Source organism: Burkholderia sp. FW306-1C-G01B, from assembly GCF_058781685.1.
On the sequence record NZ_JBYSWZ010000020.1, the window covers coordinates 60,277 to 75,770 of the forward strand.

15 protein-coding genes are annotated in these 15,494 nt (G+C 66.9%); 5 read left to right on the forward strand and 10 right to left on the reverse strand.

The window, feature by feature from the left end; genetic code table 11:
* Window positions 1-8: 8 nt before the first annotated feature.
* Together AC3WLY_RS31255 and AC3WLY_RS31260 are read right to left on the reverse strand one after the other, a co-directional pair.
* Complete coding sequence (locus AC3WLY_RS31255) at window positions 9-443, reverse strand: carboxymuconolactone decarboxylase family protein (protein ID WP_492308749.1); 435 nt, start codon at window positions 441-443, stop codon at window positions 9-11.
* Window positions 427-888 (reverse strand): MerR family transcriptional regulator, encoded by a 462-nt coding sequence (locus AC3WLY_RS31260; protein WP_175960928.1) that lies wholly within the window; start codon window positions 886-888, stop codon window positions 427-429. The genes AC3WLY_RS31255 and AC3WLY_RS31260 overlap by 17 nt, the downstream gene beginning before the upstream one ends.
* Window positions 889-1,174: 286 nt before the next feature.
* On the opposite strand from AC3WLY_RS31260, the gene AC3WLY_RS31265 reads away from it, so the two are divergent.
* Window positions 1,175-1,786: a helix-hairpin-helix domain-containing protein gene (locus AC3WLY_RS31265; protein ID WP_310141345.1), complete on the forward strand. Its 612-nt coding sequence runs from the start codon at window positions 1,175-1,177 to the stop codon at window positions 1,784-1,786.
* 88 nt (window positions 1,787-1,874) lie between these two features.
* Entirely contained in the window at window positions 1,875-2,306 is a 432-nt protein-coding gene (locus AC3WLY_RS31270) for a YidB family protein (RefSeq protein WP_310141343.1), read from the forward strand.
* Window positions 2,307-2,448: 142 nt separating this feature from the next.
* On the opposite strand, the gene clpB is transcribed toward AC3WLY_RS31270, so the two are convergent.
* Together clpB and AC3WLY_RS31280 are read right to left on the reverse strand one after the other, a co-directional pair.
* Window positions 2,449-5,046 carry an ATP-dependent chaperone ClpB gene (gene clpB, locus AC3WLY_RS31275; RefSeq protein WP_492308750.1) on the reverse strand — a complete coding sequence of 866 codons (2,598 nt, stop codon included), beginning with the start codon at window positions 5,044-5,046 and terminating at the stop codon, window positions 2,449-2,451.
* 157 nt (window positions 5,047-5,203) lie between these two features.
* On the reverse strand, window positions 5,204-5,722 hold the full coding sequence (locus AC3WLY_RS31280) for an Rrf2 family transcriptional regulator (RefSeq protein ID WP_310141339.1): 519 nt from the start codon (window positions 5,720-5,722) through the stop codon (window positions 5,204-5,206).
* Window positions 5,723-5,974: 252 nt separating this feature from the next.
* Here AC3WLY_RS31280 and AC3WLY_RS31285 point away from each other — a divergent pair, with 252 nt between their 5' ends.
* Window positions 5,975-6,535 carry a group III truncated hemoglobin gene (locus tag AC3WLY_RS31285; RefSeq protein ID WP_072437207.1) on the forward strand — a complete coding sequence of 187 codons (561 nt, stop codon included), beginning with the start codon at window positions 5,975-5,977 and terminating at the stop codon, window positions 6,533-6,535.
* 66 nt (window positions 6,536-6,601) lie between these two features.
* Here the strand turns inward: AC3WLY_RS31285 and moaE are convergent, their stop codons facing one another.
* From moaE to AC3WLY_RS31315, 6 genes are all read right to left on the reverse strand, one after another.
* Window positions 6,602-7,078, reverse strand: a complete 477-nt coding sequence (gene moaE, locus AC3WLY_RS31290; protein WP_310141335.1) for a molybdopterin synthase catalytic subunit MoaE — start codon at window positions 7,076-7,078, stop codon at window positions 6,602-6,604.
* A 25-nt stretch (window positions 7,079-7,103) separates the two neighbouring features.
* Window positions 7,104-7,361 (reverse strand): molybdopterin converting factor subunit 1, encoded by a 258-nt coding sequence (moaD, locus tag AC3WLY_RS31295; RefSeq protein ID WP_310141333.1) that lies wholly within the window; start codon window positions 7,359-7,361, stop codon window positions 7,104-7,106.
* A 19-nt stretch (window positions 7,362-7,380) separates the two neighbouring features.
* Window positions 7,381-8,628, reverse strand: coding sequence for a molybdopterin molybdotransferase MoeA (locus tag AC3WLY_RS31300; RefSeq protein WP_105392289.1), 1,248 nt, complete (start codon window positions 8,626-8,628; stop codon window positions 7,381-7,383).
* A 284-nt stretch (window positions 8,629-8,912) separates the two neighbouring features.
* Window positions 8,913-10,364, reverse strand: a complete 1,452-nt coding sequence (gene thrC / locus AC3WLY_RS31305) for a threonine synthase (RefSeq protein WP_175960936.1) — start codon at window positions 10,362-10,364, stop codon at window positions 8,913-8,915.
* A 14-nt stretch (window positions 10,365-10,378) separates the two neighbouring features.
* Window positions 10,379-11,707 carry a homoserine dehydrogenase gene (locus AC3WLY_RS31310; protein WP_175960937.1) on the reverse strand — a complete coding sequence of 443 codons (1,329 nt, stop codon included), beginning with the start codon at window positions 11,705-11,707 and terminating at the stop codon, window positions 10,379-10,381.
* 53 nt (window positions 11,708-11,760) lie between these two features.
* Window positions 11,761-12,999 (reverse strand): pyridoxal phosphate-dependent aminotransferase, encoded by a 1,239-nt coding sequence (locus tag AC3WLY_RS31315; protein WP_310141324.1) that lies wholly within the window; start codon window positions 12,997-12,999, stop codon window positions 11,761-11,763.
* Window positions 13,000-13,314: 315 nt separating this feature from the next.
* Between AC3WLY_RS31315 and AC3WLY_RS31320 the strand changes: the two genes are divergently transcribed.
* On the forward strand, window positions 13,315-13,689 hold the full coding sequence (locus AC3WLY_RS31320; protein ID WP_034181247.1) for an Mth938-like domain-containing protein: 375 nt from the start codon (window positions 13,315-13,317) through the stop codon (window positions 13,687-13,689).
* 123 nt (window positions 13,690-13,812) lie between these two features.
* Window positions 13,813-15,489 carry a glycosyltransferase family 39 protein gene (locus AC3WLY_RS31325; protein WP_492308751.1) on the forward strand — a complete coding sequence of 559 codons (1,677 nt, stop codon included), beginning with the start codon at window positions 13,813-13,815 and terminating at the stop codon, window positions 15,487-15,489.
* Window positions 15,490-15,494: the final 5 nt, after the last annotated feature.

Below are 15,494 nucleotides of genomic sequence, written 5' to 3' on the forward strand. Positions count from 1 at the left end.
GACCGGCATCATGCCGCGTGCGCGGCCGCTTCGCTTGCGTTCCCGGCCCCACCGGCCGCTTCGTCGCGCCGCGCGAACACCTCGTGCGCGGCGAACAGCGCGTTGAGCGCGGCCGGGAAACCGGCGTAGACGGCCATCTGCATGAACACCTCGACGATCTCGTCGCGCGTGCAGCCAACGTTCAGCGCGGCCTCGATATGCACCTTCAACTGCGGCTGCGCATTGCCGAGCGCGGCCAGCGCCGCGATCGTCGCGATCTCGCGCGCTTTCAGATCGAGCTGCGGCCGGCTATAGATGTCGCCGAAACCGAACTCGACCAGGAGCCGCCCGAAATCCGGCGCGATCGGTGCAAGCGCCGCGATCACGCGTTCGCCCGCTTCGCCGTCGATTTCCTTCAGTTTGTTCCAGCCGCGCGTATAACGATCTTCAACGAGTTGTTCCATCGTGTCCGTCCTGTTCCGATTGAGAGTGAGAAGGTGTCGCCCGTCGTTCCGTATCGCGTTCCCGCGCCTCGTAGTACGCGATCTTGTCGCCGATCGCGTCGAGGCTCGCCTGCAGTTCCGCGATATGCACCCGCACCGCGTCGCGATGCGCAACCAGCAACCGGCGCCGCGCACCGAACGTCGGCTCGCCTTGCGCGCGCAGCGCCGCGAACTGCTGCATCTGCGCGATCGGCATGCCGGTCGCCTTCAGGCGCATCACGAACGCCAGCCAGTCAAGGTCGGCCGGCGCATAGAGCCGGTGCCCGGCCGCCGTGCGCGAAATCGCGCGCAGCAGGCCGGCCTGCTCGTAATACCGCAGCGTATGCGTCGACACGCCGGTCAGCTCGGCGACTTGCCCGATCGTCAGCGGACCGGCGGCGGAAGGTTTGGATACGGTTTTCGACATGGCAGGAACAAGGTTAGGAGTTAGAGTTCACTCTAAGTCAAGCCCTGTCGAACAGCCAGCGTCGCGATAACCCGCGATTCCCCCTCGACACCGTAAAGAATGGTCAAAAACGCCGCCCGGCGCGGCTCTCGGCCTTTACAGCGACGCAAGCCTTCAGCAAGATTCGGTCAGCCTGTCTTAAAAAGGGCACGCATTTGTCCTATGCTTAACGGCGACGCCCGGCCAGGTCTCGCCCCGCCGTCCGTTGCAACAGCCATTCATCCGTCAGAACCAGGGAGCCTTTGCCATGCTGAAAAAGCTGCTGATGCTGTTCGTCGCGCTATCGCTGTCGCTCGCCGCAGGCTTTGCCGCGGCCGTCGAAGTCAACACGGCCGACCAGGCCGCGCTCGAAGCCGTGAAGGGTCTCGGGCCCGTCAAGTCGAAGGCGATCATCGACGAACGCACCAAGAACGGCCCATTCAAGGACGCCGACGATCTCGCAAATCGGGTGAAGGGCCTCGGCACGAAATCGGTCGGGCATCTCGAGGAAAACGGCCTGACGATCGGCGGCTCGTCGACGCCGCCGAAAGGCGTGAAGCTGTCGAAGCCGGCCGCGACGACGTCGGCCACCACATCGGCAACGACGTCGGCAGGCACCGCATCGACGTCCACGACCGCGACCGCCGGCACGACGGCTACGGCGCCGGCCCCGGCGGCAAGCGCGCCGGAAGCGGCAACGAAGCCGGCGAAGACCAAGCGCGCGTCGAAGAAGGAAAAGGCGGCAGCGGCCGCAGCGGCATCGGCCGACGTGGGTGCGAGCGCACCGGCCGCAGCGTCGTCCGCGAAGGCGGCGAAGGGTTCGAAGAAAAAGAGCAAGAAGGACAAGGCAGCCTCCGCCGCCGCGGCGTCGGGCGCCTGATGTGCGCCGCGCGCGCGACGGCGTGCGCGCGGCATTCGTTCAACGGGCGCCCTTATTGCGGCGCCCTTATCGGTAAAGGTGAAGAACCATGGGTCTCCTCGACATCGTAGGCGGTCTGATCGGCGGCCAGGCCGGCGGCAACTCGCAAAGCGCGCTCATCGCGACCGCGCTCGAATTCATCAACAACCAGCCGGGCGGCCTGAACGGCCTGATCGAGAAGTTCCAGAAAGGCGGCGCCGGCGAGGTCATCGGCTCATGGGTCGGCACCGGCGAGAACCAGCCGATCTCGGCCGACACGTTGCAGAACGTGCTCGGCTCGGACGTCGTCGGTTCACTCGCGAGCAAGATCGGCATCGATCCGGGTCAGGCCTCGTCGATCCTCGCGCAGGTGCTGCCGCACGTCGTCAACAGCGCGACGCCGAACGGCGAAGTGCCGGCCAGCGGCCAGATCGATACGTCGAACGTGCTCGGCACGCTGACGCAGCTCGCCGGCATGTTCGGCGGCAACAAGCAGGCCTGAGCCCGCGCCGCTTCGCGGCCCCGCTTCATGGCCCCCGCTTCACGGCCCAATCGGGCCGCTCCATATGCAAACACCCCGCCGAGGCGGGGTGTTTGTTTTTGCGCGCCCGGCGCGAACCGGGCGTGCGGCCAGTGGCCGGCGTTCAGTGAACGACGCGGTCGAACACGAACTTGCCGTCGTTGACGTCGACCGGAATCACGTCCTTCGGACCGAAGCGGCCCGCGAGGATGAGCTTCGCGACCGGGTTCTCGATCTCCTGCTGGATCGCGCGCTTCAGCGGCCGCGCGCCGAACAGCGGATCGTAGCCGACCTTCGCGATCTGCTCGAGCGCCGCTTCCGACACGTCGAGCGCCATGTCGAGCTTCGCGAGCCGGTCGTGCAGGCGCGCCAGCTGGATCTTCGCGATCGACTCGATGTTGCTGCGGTCGAGCGCATGGAACACGACGACGTCGTCGATCCGGTTCAGGAACTCGGGGCGGAAATGCTGCTTCACCTCGAGCCACACCGCGTCCTTGATCTCGTCCTGCGGCGCACCGGTCATCGCCTGGATCACCTGCGAGCCGAGGTTCGACGTCATCACGATCACCGTGTTCTTGAAGTCGACCGTGCGCCCCTGCCCGTCCGTCATGCGGCCGTCGTCGAGCACCTGCAGCAGCACGTTGAACACGTCCGGATGCGCCTTCTCGATCTCGTCGAGCAGGATCACGCTGTACGGCTTGCGGCGCACGGCTTCCGTCAGGTAGCCGCCTTCCTCGTAGCCGACATAACCCGGCGGCGCGCCGATCAGCCGCGCGACGCTGTGCTTCTCCATGAACTCGCTCATGTCGATGCGGATCAGGTGCTCTTCCGAATCGAACAGGAACGACGCCAGCGCCTTGCACAGCTCGGTCTTGCCGACACCCGTCGGGCCGAGGAACAGGAACGAGCCGTACGGACGGTTCGGATCGGCGAGACCCGCGCGCGAACGGCGGATCGCATCGGCCACCGCGCTGATCGCCTCGTCCTGGCCGACCACGCGCTCGTGCAGCTTTTCCTCGATGTGCAGCAGCTTCTCGCGTTCGCCCTGCATCATCCGCGACACGGGAATTCCCGTCGAACGCGACACGACTTCCGCGATTTCCTCGGCGCCGACCTGCGTGCGCAGCAGGCGCGGACGCGTCGGGTTGTGCTGCTCCTGCTCTTCGGCCTGCGTGACCTGCTTCAGTTGTGCCTCGAGCTGCGGCAGCTTGCCGTACTGCAGCTCCGCGACCTTCTCCAGCTTGCCTTCACGCTGCAGCCGCGCGATGTCCGCCCGCGCCTTCTCGATCTCTTCCTTGAGCTGCGCGCTGCCCTGCACCGCGGCCTTCTCGGCGGTCCAGATTTCCTCGAGATCCGAATACTCGCGACCGAGCCGCTCGATCTCTTCCTCGATCAGCTGCAGGCGCTTCTGCGACGCTTCGTCCTGCTCCTTCTTCACGGCTTCGCGCTCGATCTTCAGCTGGATCAGCCGGCGGTCGAGCTTGTCCATCTCTTCGGGCTTCGAATCGATTTCCATCTTGATCTTCGAAGCGGCTTCGTCGATCAGGTCGATCGCCTTGTCGGGCAGGAAGCGGTCGGTGATGTAGCGGTGCGACAGCTCGGCCGCGGCAACGATCGCCGGGTCGGTGATGTCGACGCCGTGGTGCAGTTCGTACTTCTCCTGCAGCCCGCGCAGGATCGCGATCGTCGCCTCGACGCTCGGCTCGTCGACGAGCACCTTCTGGAAACGGCGCTCGAGCGCGGCATCCTTCTCGATGTACTTGCGGTATTCGTCGAGCGTGGTCGCGCCGATGCAGTGCAGCTCGCCGCGCGACAGCGCCGGCTTCAGCATGTTGCCCGCATCCATCGCGCCTTCGGCCTTGCCCGCGCCGACCATCGTGTGGATCTCGTCGATGAAGACGATCGTCTGGCCTTCGTCCTTCGCGATGTCGTTGAGCACGGCCTTCAGGCGCTCCTCGAACTCGCCGCGGTACTTCGCGCCGGCGAGCAGCGCGGCCATGTCGAGCGACAGCACGCGCTTGCCCTTCAGCGTCTCGGGCACTTCGCCGTTGACGATCCGCTGCGCGAGCCCTTCGACGATCGCCGTCTTGCCGACGCCCGGCTCGCCGATCAGCACCGGGTTGTTCTTCGTGCGGCGCTGCAGGATCTGGATCGAGCGGCGGATTTCGTCGTCGCGGCCGATCACCGGATCGAGCTTGCCCGAACGGGCGCGCTCGGTCAGGTCGACCGTGTACTTCTTCAGCGCCTCGCGCTGGCTTTCGGCATCCTGGCTGTGCACCTGCGAGCCGCCGCGCACCGCGGCGATCGCGGCTTCGAGCGCCTTGCGCGTGAGGCCGTGCTGACGCGCGAGCTTGCCGGCGTCGCCCTTGTCGTCGGACACGGCGAGCAGGAACATCTCGCTCGCGATGAACGTGTCGTTGAGCTTCTGCGCTTCCCTGTCGGCCTGGTTCAGCAGCCCGGCCAACTCGCGGCCGATCTGGATGTCGCCGCCCGTGCCCGTGACTTGCGGCAGGCGCGAGATCGCTTCGTTCAGCGCGCCTTGCAGCGCCTGCACATGAACACCCGCGCGCGACATCAGCGAACGGGCGGAACCGTCGTGCTGCGCGACCAGCGCCGCCAGTACGTGAACGGGTTCGATGTATTGATTGTCGCGGCCTGCCGCAAGGCTTTGCGCGTCCGAGAGTGCTTCCTGGAACTTGGTGGTGAGCTTGTCGATTCTCATTTTGTCGAGACCTCCAATTTTCGATTAACACCAAGATGAGGATGGTTATGCGGCTTTCAAGCGAAATTCGGGTTGATTCAGCGCAAAAATCGCTGGATGGCAATGCCGCGGCCCAGAGGCGGGACGCGGCCGGATCGCGGGACGCGGTGCTCGCGTGTCAGCCGGCCGTCGACGGCGGCTCGACGGGCGCAGGCGATTCGTCCGGTGACGGTGCGGTGCGCACGAGCGCGACCGGGCGGATGCCGAGCAACGCAGCAAGCGGCGACGCGGGTTCGACCAGTTCGCCGAGCGTGTGACGATCGAGCTCGGCGAAGAACGCATCGCGCGCGGCCGCCAGCACCCCCTTCAGGCGACACTGCGGCTCGATCACGCAACCGCGCGACTCGCTGCCGTCGGTCGAAAAACAGCCGACCAGCGCGAAGTCGTTCTCGGTCGCGCGCACGACCTGGCCGACCGTCAGCAGCAGCGATTCGGGGAACAGCCGCAGCCCGCCGTTGCGGCCGCGGACCGTGTCGACCCATCCCAACTCGCCGAGCTGCTGCACGACTTTCATCAGATGGTTCTTCGAGATGCCGTAGGCATCCGAGATCTCCTGGATCGTCGCGAGCCCCTCGCCGCGCACGGCAAGGTACAGCATCACGCGCAGCGAATAATCGGTGTAGTCGGTGAGTCTCATGGGCGAATACGGAAATGATCGATCGTGCCCCGATTGCGCGGGCCGGGCCGGCCGGGACGCGCGCCGGGCCGGCTGACGGCCCCGTTCCGCGGCCCCGGGTTGCCCGGATGGCGCGAGCACAATAAGATGCGTTACATCCGCACGTTTTCCAGGGGTTGTTGGACGCTATTTTGCGTCAAAATCCTGCCGGCGTCCTGCGCGTTGCCCGCGCCGCCGCTTCGTCGTTGCCTCGATCTCCCGGCCCTTTTTGCCATGACCGCCCTGCCTGCCTCGCCCGAAACCGCCCCGGCCCGCCCTCGCGATGCCGAGCCGACCGAAGACAACATCCGCGATCTCGTCTACGCGTTCTACGACCGCGTGCGCGCCGATCCGCTGCTCGGGCCCGTGTTCGACGCGAAACTGGCCGGCCGCTGGGACGACCATCTGCCGAAGATGGTCACGTTCTGGTCGAGCCTTGTGCTCGGCACCAAGGGCTATCGCGGCAACGTGCAGCAGGCGCACCAGCCGCTCGACGGGATCGAGCCGGCCCATTTCAGCCGCTGGCTGTCGCTGTTCCTGAAGACCGTCGAGGCGCGCTACGCGCCGCCTGCGGCGATCCGCTTCATGGAACCCGCGCTGCGGATCGCGCAAAGCCTGCAGTTGAGCCGGTTCGGCTGGGATTACCGGATTCCGCCCGAGCAGCAGGCGCTGCTCGATGCGATCGCGCCGCGCCGCCGCGACGCGGGCGACGATCCGCACGCATTGCCGTCGCGTGCCCGCGGCGAACCGTTTCCGACGAAGATCATCGGGCGCAGCGCCGATCCGGACGCGTAACGCGCACACATCGCGCGCGACGTTTGCGCACATGCGGCACATCGCCGCACCGCGCGGACGCCGCGCTCAGCGCGGCGTGTTGCCCGATTCGACGCCCCAGCGCGCGAGCGCCGCATCGTCGGTGCTGCGCGCATCGACCCAGCGCTCGCCGTCAGGCGTCGTTTCCTTCTTCCAGAACGGCGCTTCGGTCTTCAGGTAGTCCATCACGAATTCGCACGACGCGAACGCATCGCCGCGATGCGCGGCGACCGTCGCCACCATCACGATCTGGTCGAGCGGCAGGAGCCTGCCGACCCGATGCACGATTGCGACGTCGACGCCCGGCCAGCGCCGGCAGGCCTCGGCGGCGATCTTCTCGAGCGCCTTCTCGGTCATCCCCGGATAGTGCTCGAGCTCCATCGCGGCGACCGAATCGCCTTCGTTCAGGTCGCGCACGGTGCCGACGAAGCACGCGATCGCGCCGATCTTCGGATTGCGCGCGCGTAATGCCGCGACTTCGGCGTTCAGATCGAAGTCGTCGGTCTGGATTCGTATCGTTGCCATCACACGCTCCGGTCCCATGCCAAGCTCAACCGCCCGTCACCGGCGGAAAGAACGCGACCTCGCAGCCCTCGGTGAGCCGCGTGTCGGGATCGGTCATCTCGTGGTTGCACGCCATGCGCAATGCGCGCCCTTCGGCGAGCGTCTCGGCCCACGCACCGCCGCGCACGCGCAGCCACGCGCGCACGTCGCCGACGGTCGTTACGGTGTCCGGCACGTCGGCCTGCTCGTCGGCGACGCCCAGCGCTTCTCGTACGCTTGCAAAAAATTTCAGCTGAATCTTCATGGTTCGGGAAGCCGCCGCGTTACGACAGCAATTCGGAAAACGGAATGAAACGCACGGTCTCGCCTGCGCTGATCGCGTGCTGCGGCGGATTGTCGATCAGGCCGTCGCCCCAGACCGTCGACGTCAGCACCGCCGAGCTCTGGTTCGGGAACAGATCGAGGCCGCCGGCCGCATTGACGCGTGCGCGCAGGAATTCGTTGCGCCGGTCGCCCTTGCCTTGCGAAAAGTCGGCGCGCAGCGACAGCGCGCGCGGCGCGACGTCGCGCACGCCGGACAGGCGCAGCAGGAACGGCCGCACGAACAGCAGGAACGTGACGAAGCTCGATACGGGGTTGCCGGGCAGCCCGATGAAGTGCGCATCGGGGCGATCGTCGCCGCGCCGCACCGCGCCGTACGCGAGCGGCTTGCCGGGCTTCATCGCGATCTGCCACAGCGCGAGCCGCCCTTCGGACTCGACGGCCGGCTTCACGTGATCCTCGTCGCCGACCGATACGCCGCCGCTCGTCAGGATCACGTCGTGATCGCGCGCGGCCTCGCGCAGCGTGTCGCGCGTCGCGGCGAGCGAGTCGGGCACGATCCCGTAGTCGGTCACGTGGCAGCCGAGCCGCTCCAGCAGCCCGCGCAGCGTGAAGCGGTTCGAGTTGTAGATCGCGCCGGGCTTCAGCGGCTCGCCCGGCATCGTCAGCTCGTCGCCGGTAAAGAACACCGCGACGCGAATCCGCCGTGCGACCGACAGTTGCGCGCAGCCGACCGATGCGGCAAGGCCGAGCGCCTGCGGCGTGAGCCGCGTGCCGGCCGGCAGGATCACCGCGCCCTGCCGGATGTCCGCGCCCTGCGCGGTGATCCATTCACCGGCCTTCGGCGTATGCAGGATCTCGACCGCATCGCCGTCGGCCGACGTCTGCTCCTGCATCACGACGGCGTCGGCGCCCGGCGGCACCGTCGCGCCGGTGAAGATCCGCGCGGCCGTCCCGGCCGCGAGCGGCACGGCCGGATGACCGGCCGGAATCCGCTGCGATACCGGCAGACGCCGCTCGCCGTGCAGCAGGTCGGCGACGCGCACCGCATAACCGTCCATCGCGCTCGTATGCATCGGCGGCACGTCGAGCGGCGAGCTCACGTCGGCCGCCAGCACGCGGCCGAGCGCGTCGAGCGTGGCGACGGTTTCGGTGCCGGGCAGCGGCTTCGCGGCATCGAGCAGCGCGGCGAGCGCCTCGGCGGTCGACAGCATCGGCGCGCGCGGCGCCGCGGGATTCGGGTTCGACATCGATGGAATCGGGGAACGTTGGAGTCAATACCTCATTGTAGCGACGCCGTCGCGCGGGCGCGCGATATGGCGGACATGCGAGAACTGTGATCGTCGCGAACGCGCGGGTCTGGCACCTGTTTCGCGCGACGTTCGGCTGCAGACGCGCGGCGGGCTGCCGAACGCCTGCATATCGCAGTACCGCTGCACCGCATCGCCAAACGAAACGGCCGGAACCCCGATCCGTTCGACGAATCGGCATTCCGGCCGTCCTGCGCAACCGGGCCCGCGGGCCCGGCCGTGCGTCATGCGCCCGTGTGCGCGGCGATGAAGTCCTTCACCTGCTGCGCGTCGGCCTTCACGACCTCGAAGCGCTGCGGCAGCGCCTCGAGCCCGTCGAATGCGGCCGGCCGCTCGGCTTCGCGATCGAGCGCTTCACGGATCGTCTCGCCGAACTTGATCGGTTGCGCCGTCTCGAGCACGACCATCGGCACGCCTGCGTCGAGATGTTCGCGCGCAACCTTCACGCCGTCGGCCGTGTGCGTATCGATCATCGTGTCGTAGCGCGAGAACACGTCGCGGATCGTCGCGATGCGGTCCGTGTGGCTGCTGCGGCCCGACACGAAGCCGAACTCCGCGACGCGCGCGAAATCGCCGCTCGCCGCGAGGTCGAAGCCGCCCTTCTCCTCGACGTCGCGGAACAGCTGCATCACGCGCGCCGGATCGCGGCCGAGCAGGTCGAACACGAAGCGCTCGAAGTTCGACGCCTTCGAGATGTCCATGCTCGGGCTGCTCGTGTGATACGTGTTCTCGGCGCTGCGCACGCGATACGCGCCCGTGCGGAAGAACTCGTCGAGCACGTCGTTCTCGTTGGTCGCGACCACGAGCTTCGCGATCGGCAGCCCCATCATCCGCGCGATGTGGCCTGCGCATACGTTGCCGAAGTTGCCGGACGGCACCGTGAACGACACGCGCTCGTCGTTGGACTGCGTCGCCGCGAAATAGCCCTTGAAGTAGTACACGACCTGCGCGACGACGCGCGCCCAGTTGATCGAGTTGACCGTGCCGATCTTCTGCTGCGCCTTGAACACGTGATCGTTCGACACGGCCTTCACGATGTCCTGGCAGTCGTCGAACACGCCTTCGACCGCGAGGTTGAAGATGTTCGGATCCTGCAGGCTGAACATCTGGGCCGTCTGGAACGCGCTCATCTTCTTGTGCGGCGACAGCATGAACACGCGCACGCCGGCCTTGCCGCGCATCGCGTATTCGGCCGCGCTGCCCGTGTCGCCCGACGTCGCGCCGAGAATGTTCAGCGCTTCGCCGTGCTTCGCGAGCGTGTACTCGAACAGGTTGCCGAGCAGCTGCATCGCCATGTCCTTGAACGCGAGCGTCGGGCCGTTCGACAGTTCGAGCAGCGAGATCGGCGCGCCGTTCTCGGTGCCGAGCGTCTTCAGCGGCGTGATGTCGGCCGCGTTCTCGCCGTGGCGCGTGTTGCTGTATACGTCGGCCGTATACGTGCGGCGCGTGATCGCGCGCAGATCGTCGGCCGGCACGTCGTCGCAGAACTTCGACAGGATCTCGAACGCGAGATCCGCGTACGGCAGCGCGCGCCAGCGCGCGAGCTCGTCGGTGGACACCTTCGGATACTCGGCCGGCAGGTAGAGCCCGCCGTCCTTCGCGAGACCGCCGAGCAGGATGTCGGAGAACGTATGGCGCTCGCCGATGCCGGCGCCGCGCGTGGAGATGTAGTTCATGTCGCCCTCAGTCCTCAGTTCAGCGCTTCCATGCGCAGCTTCGTCACCTTCGACACGACCGTCGCGAGGTTCTCGATTTGCGCGATCGCCGCGTTGACGTTCTTCTCGAGCGTCTCGTGCGTGATCAGGATGATGTCGGTTTCGCCGTTCGCGCCGTCGACCTGCTCCGATTCCTTCTGCAGCAGCGCGTCGATCGAAATGCCCGATTCGGCGAGGATGCGCGTGATGTTGGCGAGCACGCCGGTCTGGTCGGCCACCCGCAGGCGCAGGTAGTAGCCGCTCGTGACTTCCTCGATCGGCAAAATCGGCGTGTTCGACAGGCTGTCGGGCTGGAACGCGAGGTGCGGCACGCGATGCTCGGGGTCGGCCGTATGCAGGCGCGTGACGTCGACGAGATCCGCGACCACCGCCGACGCGGTCGGCTCCGCGCCCGCGCCCTTGCCGTAGTACAGCGTGGTACCCACCGCGTCGCCGTGCACGACGACCGCGTTCATCGCGCCTTCGACGTTCGCGAGCAGGCGCTTTTCCGGGATCAGCGTCGGGTGCACGCGCAGCTCGATGCCGTTTTCGGCGCGGCGCGCGATGCCGAGCAGCTTGATCCGGTAGCCGAGTTCTTCCGCGTAGCGGATGTCGGTTGCGTCGAGCTTGCTGATGCCCTCGACATACGCGCGATCGAACTGCACCGGCACGCCGAACGCGATCGCGCTCATGATCGTCGCCTTGTGCGCGGCGTCGATGCCTTCGATGTCGAAGGTCGGATCGGCTTCCGCGTAGCCGAGCTCCTGCGCGGCCTTCAGCGCGGTCGCGAAGTCGAGCCCGCGGTCGCGCATTTCCGACAGGATGTAGTTCGTCGTGCCGTTGATGATGCCCGCGATGTACTGGATGCGGTTCGCGGTCAGGCCTTCGCGCAGCGCCTTGATGATCGGGATGCCGCCGGCGACGGCCGCCTCGAACGCGACCATCACGCCCTTCGCGCGCGCGGCCTCGAAGATCTCGGTGCCGTGCACCGCGAGCAGCGCCTTGTTCGCCGTCACGACGTGCTTGCCGTTCGCGATCGCGCGCAGCACGAGCTCGCGCGCGATGCCCGTGCCGCCGATCATCTCGGCGATGATCGCGATCGACGGATCGTCGACGACCGAATTGAAATCGTCGGTGATCTGCGCGGCGCCGGCATCGCCGCCGAGCGCAGCCTGCGCCTTGGCAGGGTTGCGCACGGCAATGCGCGTCACCTCGATGCCGCGCCCCGCGCGTCGCTTGATTTCTTCCTGGTTGCGGCGCAGCACCGTGAAGGTGCCGCTGCCCACCGTGCCGAAGCCCAACAGGCCAACTTTGATCGGTTCCATGCTGCGTGTGATCGATGAGTAAGAAGTAATGGGTTCCGTGTGGTCCTGTCCGCTCAGACCGAATGGCGCTTGCGGTAGCCGTCGAGGAAGCGTGCGATCCGGTTGATCGAATCGGTCAGGTCGTCGAGGTTCGGCAGGAAGACCACGCGGAAGTGGTCCGGCGTCGCCCAGTTGAAACCCGTGCCCTGCACGAGCAGCACGCGCTCTTCGAGCAGCAGGTCGAGTATGAACTGCTGATCGTTCTGGATCGGATAGATTTTCGGATCGAGGCGCGGAAACATGTACAGCGCGGCCTGCGGCTTCACGCAGGTCACGCCCGGAATCGACGTGAGCATGTCGTAAGCGAGCTCGCGCTGCTTGTACAGGCGCCCGCTCGGCACGATCAGCTCGTTGATGCTCTGGTAGCCGCCGAGCGCCGTCTGGATCGCGAACTGCCCCGGCACGTTCGCGCACAGGCGCATCGACGACAGGATGCCGAGCCCTTCGAGGTAATCCTTCGCGCGCCGGCGGTTGTCGCCGCCGAGGCCCGACACGGCCATCCAGCCCGCGCGGTAGCCACACGAGCGATAGCTCTTCGACAGGCTGTTGAACGTGACGGTGATCACGTCCTCCGACAGCGAGCCCATCGCCGTGTGCTCGAGGCCGTCGTAGACGATCTTGTCGTAGACCTCGTCGGCAAACACGATCAGCCCGTGCTGGCGCGCGATCTCGAGCAGCTCCAGCAGCAATTCGTCGGAATAAAGCGCGCCCGTCGGGTTGTTCGGGTTGATCACGACGATCGCCTTCGTGTTCGGCGTGATCTTGCGGCGGATGTCGTCGAGATCGGGCATCCACGCGTTCTGCTCGTCGCACACGTAGTGCACGGGCGTGCCGCCCGACAGGCTCACCGCCGCCGTCCACAGCGGGTAGTCGGGCGCAGGCAGCAGCACTTCGTCGCCGTCGTTCAGCAACGCCTGGGTCGCCATCACGATCAGCTCGGACGCGCCGTTGCCGATGTAGATGTCGTCAAGGCCGACGCCCACGACGCCCTTTTCCTGCGTGTAGTGCATCACGGCCTTGCGGGCCGAGAACACGCCTTTCGAATCCGAATAGCCCGACGACGCCGGCAGGTTGCGGATCATGTCCTGGATGATCTCGTCCGGTGCGTCGAAGCCGAACGGCGCGAGGTTGCCGATGTTCAGCTTGATGATGCGGTGGCCTTCTTCCTCGAGGCGCTTCGCGTGCTCGAGCACCGGGCCACGGATGTCGTAGCAGACGTTGAGCAGCTTGTTCGACTTCTGAATCGGTTTCACGACGACACGGTTCCTGGGTTGGCCTTGCGGCCGGGGGGCGGGATCAAAACTGGAAAGCGGCCGGTCTGTGCGCGCTGTCTAGACTGGGAAAAAGCGGGCGATCGGGCGCGGCTTGTGGCAGCGCGCGATGCAAGTGGCGCCCGGGGGCGACCAAAAAGTTATAATTTAGCGGATTTTGGCCGACTTTCGCAATGCACCATAGCCGCGCCGGGCCCGCGCCGTCAGGCGTCCCGCGTGCACAGGCGCGCGAAACCGGCCGCCCCGGGCCCGTGCGGCCCTGCAACACATTCCCCTACGGAACCGCGGAATACCGATTTGAAACTGCACCAGGACGCGAGCGGCGCGCTCAACACCGTCACCGGCTACGGCCCCGATTATGTCGACGTCAATCTCGAACGCCATGAAACGAGCGTCATCGTGCTGCCCGGCGCGCCGGTCCAGGCATGGCCCGTGTCGTCGTTCGACGCGCTCGCGCCCGAGCATTTCGCGATGCTGCTCGACCCGACGCCCGAACTCGTGATCTTCGGCAGCGGCGCGCGGCTGCGCTTCCCGCACCCGCGGCTGGTCGCCGCGCTCACGGCCAGGCGGATCGGCGTCGAGACGATGGATTTCCAGGCCGCGTGCCGCACCTACAACATCCTGATGGCCGAGGGCCGCAAGGTCGCCGCTGCGCTCTTAATTGAACGTTAATCCCCGATGCGGTAAAACTCGGGCCGGCGCAGCGGGTCGATCCCCGGATCGGCCCGGCCAGGCCGCCCGCCGCCGGCGCAATCCGCCGGCGGCCCGTCACAACAACCAACAGGCTGAAAACCCATGAACGATACGCCGTCGAGGCTACCGCTCAATCGCATCACGCTCGTCCTCCTGCTCGTCGCGCTCGCGATCGTCTGGTTCGCGCCGCTCGGGCTGCGCCACCTGATCCCGAGCGACGAAGGCCGCTACGCGGAGATGGCGCGCGAGATGTTCGTCACCGGCGACTGGATCACGCCGCGCTACAACGGCTACAAGTACTTCGAGAAGCCGCCGCTGCAGACCTGGCTGAACGCGCTGACGTTCGCGTGGTTCGGCATCGGCGAATGGCAGGCGCGCCTCTACACGGCCGTCGTGAGCTTCGCCGGCGTGCTGCTCGTCGGCTTCACCGGCGCGCGCCTGTTCAACCCGCTGTCGGGCTTCCTCGCGGCCGTCGTGCTCGCGAGCTCGCCGTACTGGAACCTGATGGGCCACTTCAACGCGCTCGACATGGGGCTCGCGTTCTGGATGGCGCTGTCGCTGTGCTCGCTGCTGCTCGCGCAGCGGCCCGGGCTGCGCCCGGCCGCGGTGCGCGGCTGGATGTGGGCGTGCTGGGCCGCAATGGCGTTCGCGGTGCTGTCCAAGGGCCTCGTCGGGCTGATCCTGCCCGGCGCCGTGCTCGTGCTCTACACGCTGATCGCGCGCGACTGGGCGCTGTGGAAGCGCCTGTATCTCGTCAGCGGCCTCGTGATCTTCTTCGCGATCGTCACGCCGTGGTTCGTGCTCGTCCAGCAGCGCAACCCCGAGTTCTTCAACTTCTTCTTCATCGTCCAGCAGTTCCGCCGCTACCTGACCCCGGAGCAGAACCGCCCGGGGCCGCTGTACTACTTCGTGCCGGTGCTGCTGGTCGGCTTCCTGCCGTGGCTGTCGGTCGCGTGGCAGAGCATCCGCCATGCGCTGCGGATGCCGCGCCAGCCGAACGGCTTCTCGCCGATGCTCGTGCTGCTGATCTGGAGCGCGTTCATCTTCCTGTTCTTCAGCGCGTCGCATTCGAAGCTGATCTCGTACGTGCTGCCGATCGCGCCGGCGCTCGCGCTGATCGTCGGCGCGTACCTGCCGCTGGTGTCGGCCGACCGGTTCCGCCGCCACCTGCTCGGCTACCTCGTGTTCTTCGTCGCCGCGGCATTCGGGATCATCTTCCTTGCGTACCAGGGCGATGCCCGCACGCCGAACGCACTGTACCGCGCGTTCCAGATGTGGCTGTACGCGGGCCTCGCGATCGCGGCCGCGCTGACGCTCGCGGCCGCGTGGCTGAACCGCCGCGCGGGCGTGGCCGCCGCGATTGCCGCGTTCGGCGCCGCCTGGCTCGCGTTCGGCACGATCGGCGGCACCGGGCACGACGAGTTCGGCCGCTACAGCTCGGGCGCGCAGCTCGCGCCCGCCGTGCGCGCCGAACTGGCGAAGCTGCCGCCCGACACGCCGTTCTACTCGATCGAGATGCTCGATCACACGTTCCCGTTCTATATGGGCCACACGACGATCATGGTTCAGCGCCAGGACGAACTCGCGTTCGGGATCTCGGTGGAGCCGAACAAATGGATTCCGACCGTCGACGAATGGATCACGCGCTGGAAACAGGAAACCCATGCGCTCGCGATCATGCCGCCCGGCCAGTACGACGCGCTGGTCAAGCAAGGCGTGCCGATGCGCGTGATCGCGCGCGACAACCGCCGCGTGATCGTCGAGAAACCGCAACCGTAAGGACG